This window comes from Microcystis sp. M049S2, from assembly GCF_020245625.1.
Taxonomy (GTDB): domain Bacteria; phylum Cyanobacteriota; class Cyanobacteriia; order Cyanobacteriales; family Microcystaceae; genus Microcystis; species Microcystis ichthyoblabe_A.
Genome location: NZ_JADBUN010000219.1, coordinates 1 through 5,189, shown reverse-complemented (window position 1 = coordinate 5,189; position 5,189 = coordinate 1). Strand labels below are relative to the sequence as shown.

At 43.5% G+C, this 5,189-nt stretch carries 5 protein-coding genes and 1 tRNA gene; 3 read left to right on the top strand and 3 right to left on the bottom strand.

Translation table 11 applies throughout. The features are described from left to right. The first annotated feature begins 421 nt into the window (after positions 1-421). Together IM496_RS18030 and IM496_RS18025 are read left to right on the top strand one after the other, a co-directional pair. Positions 422-736: a DUF1825 family protein gene (locus IM496_RS18030; protein WP_002738222.1), complete on the top strand. Its 315-nt coding sequence runs from the start codon at positions 422-424 to the stop codon at positions 734-736. A gap of 130 nt (positions 737-866) precedes the next feature. After that, positions 867-1,979: a hypothetical protein gene (locus IM496_RS18025; RefSeq protein ID WP_194013716.1), complete on the top strand. Its 1,113-nt coding sequence runs from the start codon at positions 867-869 to the stop codon at positions 1,977-1,979. Positions 1,980-2,134: 155 nt separating this feature from the next. On the opposite strand, the gene IM496_RS18020 is transcribed toward IM496_RS18025, so the two are convergent. The 3 genes from IM496_RS18020 to speB form a co-directional block, all read right to left on the bottom strand. Continuing rightward, on the bottom strand, positions 2,135-3,184 hold the full coding sequence (locus IM496_RS18020) for a Rieske 2Fe-2S domain-containing protein (RefSeq protein ID WP_194013718.1): 1,050 nt from the start codon (positions 3,182-3,184) through the stop codon (positions 2,135-2,137). A gap of 80 nt (positions 3,185-3,264) precedes the next feature. Continuing rightward, positions 3,265-3,338 (bottom strand) — tRNA-Val (locus IM496_RS18015). A 46-nt stretch (positions 3,339-3,384) separates the two neighbouring features. Further along, a complete protein-coding gene (speB, locus tag IM496_RS18010; protein WP_194013720.1) occupies positions 3,385-4,284 on the bottom strand; it encodes an agmatinase in 900 nt (299 codons plus the stop codon). A 397-nt stretch (positions 4,285-4,681) separates the two neighbouring features. Between speB and IM496_RS18005 the strand changes: the two genes are divergently transcribed. Continuing rightward, entirely contained in the window at positions 4,682-5,146 is a 465-nt protein-coding gene (locus IM496_RS18005) for a hypothetical protein (protein ID WP_287662802.1), read from the top strand. The last annotated feature ends 43 nt before the right edge of the window (positions 5,147-5,189 follow it).

Sequence of the window (5,189 nt, the reverse complement as noted above, 5' to 3'; positions counted from 1 at the left end):
TGTTGGATAAGGCTTTTAGACTTTTTTTCCCTCAAAAAGTGCCGACCATTGGAGGGATCGGGGGTAGAATTCAGGTACTTTTTCCCTGAAAATTAGGTAACTGACTACCTCAAAATCGGTAAAACCCTACACCCTACACCCCACACCCTACACCCTGCCCCCACCAACAAACTTTTTCAGCAAACCCTAAGTATAGGTAACATATCAGGATAGGCAAAAGGCAAGAGGCAAGAGGCAAAAGGGGGAATAGATAATCAGTTTTTAATAACTGGATTTAGGATAAACCGCGAGGGGAGGCCGTTTGTGATCCTCTCGATTTCCCCAATACGGTAATCCGTAAATGGGTTGGAGCTAGACTTTTTCCCCAGCTAAAATAAAATGGGATGGAGAATAACTATCGACGATAAGCCGTTTTAAGATTATGGGATTCTTTGACTCAGAAGTGGTTCAACAGGAAGCTAGACAGCTATTTGAAGATTACCAGTCTCTCACACAACTGGGCAGCGAGTACGGTAAATTCGATCGAGAGGGTAAAATCATCTTTATCGATAGGATGGAGGAGTTAATGGAACGCTACAAGATATTTATGAAGCGTTTCGAGTTATCTGAAGATTTTTCCGCCCAAATGACTGTAGAACAGCTAAAAACCCAATTAGGTCAATTTGGCATGACTCCGCAAATGATGTTCGACCAAATGCAGCAAACCCTTGAGCGGATGAAGGCAGAAATTCGCTGAAATTGCCGATATTTATCGGGTATTGGCTGTCTTCTACCCGATAATGGCCTCTACAGGTTACTGCTCGAAAAATTGGGGTTTCTGCGGTTTTTCGAGAACAATGATCTAATAATTTTAAGTAGGTTAGGTGATGAACTCCAGGCCAGATTCACAAGAAAATATTGAGCCACCTCAGTATAGTGAAAAAACTAACCGCATTCAGGCGATCAGTCAACTGATTAAGGCGATCACCCCGTTAATTTGGGCTATAGTTGTTCTAGTGGTTATCGTGCCTCTTTTAGGGAAAATTTGGCTAGGAACTACCAGCAATGAACCGTTAAAAACTAAGGTTGCTACCGAAACTAACCTAGAGATTCCCATCACTATACCCCAAAAATCTAACACTCAAATTGATCGAGAAATTAGCCAAGCTTTACAGACAGCGAGAGCCAATTCTCAAAGCTTTGCTTTAGGAGAAATTGAGGGATGGGTGGAGGAGTTGATGACACGAGTAGATCAGGGTTTTCTGCCTTGGTATTTTAACTATTTCAATCAAAAACAATTTGAGGGCAAGGCCTTTCTAAGCGGATTATACTCCTCGATCGCTCACTGGGTCAATACAGATAATCCACCCCCGGAACAGGTGGTGGCAGAAAATTTGACCAAAACTATTCAAACCGAGTTTACTAAACGGGTAATTCGGCCCCAAGAAGCACAATTACGTCTAGAGAGAATTACTAGGGATGCCGTTAATTTATATGTCAGTAATTTAAGCAATGAATTAGAGAATATTCAGGCCAGTTATCAAATTCCCCAAGGCAAATGGGACCGTTATCTTAGCGATATAGCCATAACAATTCAAGATACCGAGGGCAATATTTCTAACACATCAATTAAACTTTTAGTCGGTGGTGCCACTGCTTTGGGAGTTAAATCTCTCATCCCAGTGATGAAAGTGGGCAGCACAGTTTATTTGTCCCTAGCGGGAAAAACGGGGGCGAAAATTGCCACTAAAACCGGTGGAGCAGTAGCGAGTAGTTTTGGGGCAGAATTAATCGATCCAATCGTGGGAATTGGTTTGATAGTTTGGGATTTATGGGACTATCAGCACACGGTAAACATTGAAAAACCGATTCTGCGGGATGCCATTTTTAATTATTTACAAGAAGTCAAATATGATCTAGTCAATAATCATCAAGGTAGCGTCCTTTCCTCTATTTATCAAATTGAGGCCAGTGTCAATAAATCCTTAGTGAGAACCTAAATAAAATGATCTAAGTAGGTAGGCGTTAAAAATTATCAGACACCCCCCTTATCAAGGGGGGATTAAGGGGGGATCGACACCCCCCTTATCAAGGGGGGCAGGGGGGATCGAACCTAAAATCCATTTTTAATTTAATTATAACCAGCTACTTAATTCTAACTACGCCACCGTAAAATCTGTGCTTTAATGGGGTTGACAAAATCCCGTTTTTCTGCTTGAGATTTCTCGTATTCTTGCTTGAGGCGATAATACCATTTGGCCTGGGTATCGGCATCATCAATTAACATCAAAGCTGGATGATAACTAAGTCCTTCCTGTTGTTTAATTACCACATCGCGATCCTGTTTGAGGAATTGTAGAGTTAAATAACGCAAAAGAGGGGTTAAAAATGCCAACCAAGGAATCGTATAGTATAAACTTTGATGGACTTCGCAGTGATTTTCATCGATGGGAGTAATTGCCGTAAAAGCACAAGCTAAATGGCGATCACCTCGTAGTATTTCTGTACGCACCGAGGGCAATTCAAAAACAATTTCAATCGATACTTTATTACCCAAAATTTTATAAGGTTTCGCACTTACAGGCATATCATAGGGAGCAAGACGAAAACCGAGGGGGACAGGTTCGTATTGTTTTTCCTTGACCCGAAATTTGCGCGGACCGCTGCGCCACCACCAAGAAGTATGAACGTAGGGACCGTGGGCCGGATCCATCAATCCCACCACTGCATGGTCAATATTGCAGTCAAAAGTGATAGTTTCGGCTATTTTGGGGGTAAGCTTGCCAAAATCGGCAATAGTCGGCACAGGAGGCAGATTTTCTTGATTAATTTCTCTTTTTGAGTCTGCCGGAATAAACACCCAGATATGACCTTGTATTTCACGACAGGGATAACTGGTGACACAAATTCTGCTAATATCAAGGCGATCGTGTTCCGTTAATGAGGGGATCTCAGAACAAACGCCATCGCTAGTATTAAATTTCCAGCCATGATAGCAACAGTACACCCCATCCCCTTCAATCCAACCATGGTGCAGCGGAATGCCACGATGGGGGCAAATATCCCGCAATGCGAACACTTCTCCATCCTCTCTCCTGCCGACAACAATCGGTTCACCTAGCATTTTTTTGGCCATTAGCTGACCGGGTTTAAGTTTATTTGCCGGTGTGGCCACATACCAAAAGTCGCGCAGTAAGCTAGTCATAGGGTTTGTCTGGAGAGCTTCGATCGTTCATCCTATCATCAGAGATGAAGGTTATGATCGGGACTAGGGCAGATAATTTATGGACGTAACTGGATTCGAACCAGTGACCCCATCGATGTCAACGATGTACTCTAACCAACTGAGCTATACGTCCGCACGGATTGCTATTATAACACGATTGCTTCTAATTAGGCAAGCCCCTAGGCAGTAAATTGATAGCCAATTAACTTATAAATTAACTTGGCAGTGGTAAATTCCGAGACCACCGAATCACTAATCGGGGCCAATTCCATCACATCGCAGCCAATCACCTGATGAGTTTGGAAAAGACGACGGAGAAAGCCTAGGGTTTGATGCCAACTTAACCCCCCCGGTTCGGGTGTTCCCACCCCCGGAATTAAAGCCGGATCTATGCCATCCACGTCTATGGTTAAAAATACCTTCTCTGTGGTAATTTTGGCGATCGCTTTTTCGATCCAATTCGGATCACCGGCGATATCTCGATCCCAAATCACGGGAATCTGCTGTTTAGCGATTAATTCCGCTTCTTCTCGACAAATAGCCCGAATTCCCACGGGTAAGGTCGGTAAACCCATTTCTAACACCCGACGCATCACGCAGGCGTGGTTATGGTGGGATCCTTCGTACTCAAAACGCATATCGCCATGGGCATCAATTTGAACCACCGTAAAAGGGTCAGATAAAGCCTGTCGATAAGCTTGTACTACTCCCGTAGTGATAGCGTGTTCACCCCCGACGGCGACGACAAATTTATCATCGGCAATTAAACGCGAAACTGTAGCTGTGGTGACGGCTAACATCTCCTCGGCGGACAATTGCGGTTGCTGACGGGTATCGGCGATCGCATCATGGGTATAGATGCCCACTTCTAAACAGGTTTCCCTCTTAAGTTCCTCATCATAGGCTTCCAATTGTTGGGAAGCGGTAATCACCGCCGCTGGTCCAGTTTCACAACCCTTGCGATAGGTGGTGGTGGCCTCGTAGGGAATCGGCAGGATCACGGCCTTAGCTGTGGCGTAAGTGGCGATCGCTTCACTACCTAAAAATTGTTCGCTACCGGTGGCGCAAGACAATAACATGGGCAAGTCACAGAAAATTTTAGTCCAATCTTCTATTATAAATATTTTGACTATTTTTGTCTATCTCAACTGACCCCAAACGTATCTACTACAATGGCAGAAAACCCTTATCCATCAATGGATATATCCCTTAACTTTTTTTGCTGTACCCATGTTTATTCAAGAATGTTTGTCAGAGTATCCTAATTTTGAACAATTTGTCTGGGATTTGGAAACCCGAGGAGTTTCTGATATTGATATTCCCGTTCTGATATTTGTTGCCAGATGAAAAAGAAAGCCAGATGTTGAGAATCAAAATGGGTGATAGCGAGAATCAATTATTAAAAAATGTTCAGAAATCAATGTAAGGAAGAAAAAACAAGGTACGATTACTTAAATTTTTTCAAACTTGATCAGAATGGTTAATACCCCTCCTCCCACTCCTTGTCTGCCCCAAAATGAACCAGATGCGAATCGGCGGGCTGATTCCCTCAATCTTCAACGCCAAGCCTATAGATACGACTATCAGTATCTCCCACCCTTAGTCCTCATGGAATCCGTGCCTGCAGCGGAAAACTTTTCCCTTCAGTACATTACTGAACGGTTGGCGGCAACTGCGGAACTACCGGCCAATATGCTGGCTGTCAAAGTCAAATCTTTTTTAGATCCCCTCGATGAGCTACAAGATTATGAGGACTTCTTTGCCATTATCCCCTTACCCAAAATCGCCAAAGTCTATCAAACCAATGATGCCTTTGCCGAACAACGTCTATCGGGAGCTAATCCCCTAGCCTGCATTATTCATGAAGACTTTGGAAAATCCTCGAAAGCCTTGGCAAGAAGTTCATCTAGCGATCTGGCTGAAAAACAGTCTGTTTTTTGAGATGTCCTCACAATCAGGTTTTTGCCAGTTGGTGAATAATGCA

Coding starts and splice junctions, on each gene's coding strand:
- IM496_RS18030 (WP_002738222.1), top strand. CDS start 422: ATGGGATTCTTTGACTCAGAAGTGGTTCAACAGGAAGCTAGACAGCTA.
- IM496_RS18025 (WP_194013716.1), top strand. CDS start 867: ATGAACTCCAGGCCAGATTCACAAGAAAATATTGAGCCACCTCAGTAT.
- IM496_RS18020 (WP_194013718.1), bottom strand. CDS start 3,184: ATGACTAGCTTACTGCGCGACTTTTGGTATGTGGCCACACCGGCAAAT.
- speB (WP_194013720.1), bottom strand. CDS start 4,284: ATGTTATTGTCTTGCGCCACCGGTAGCGAACAATTTTTAGGTAGTGAA.
- IM496_RS18005 (WP_287662802.1), top strand. CDS start 4,682: ATGGTTAATACCCCTCCTCCCACTCCTTGTCTGCCCCAAAATGAACCA.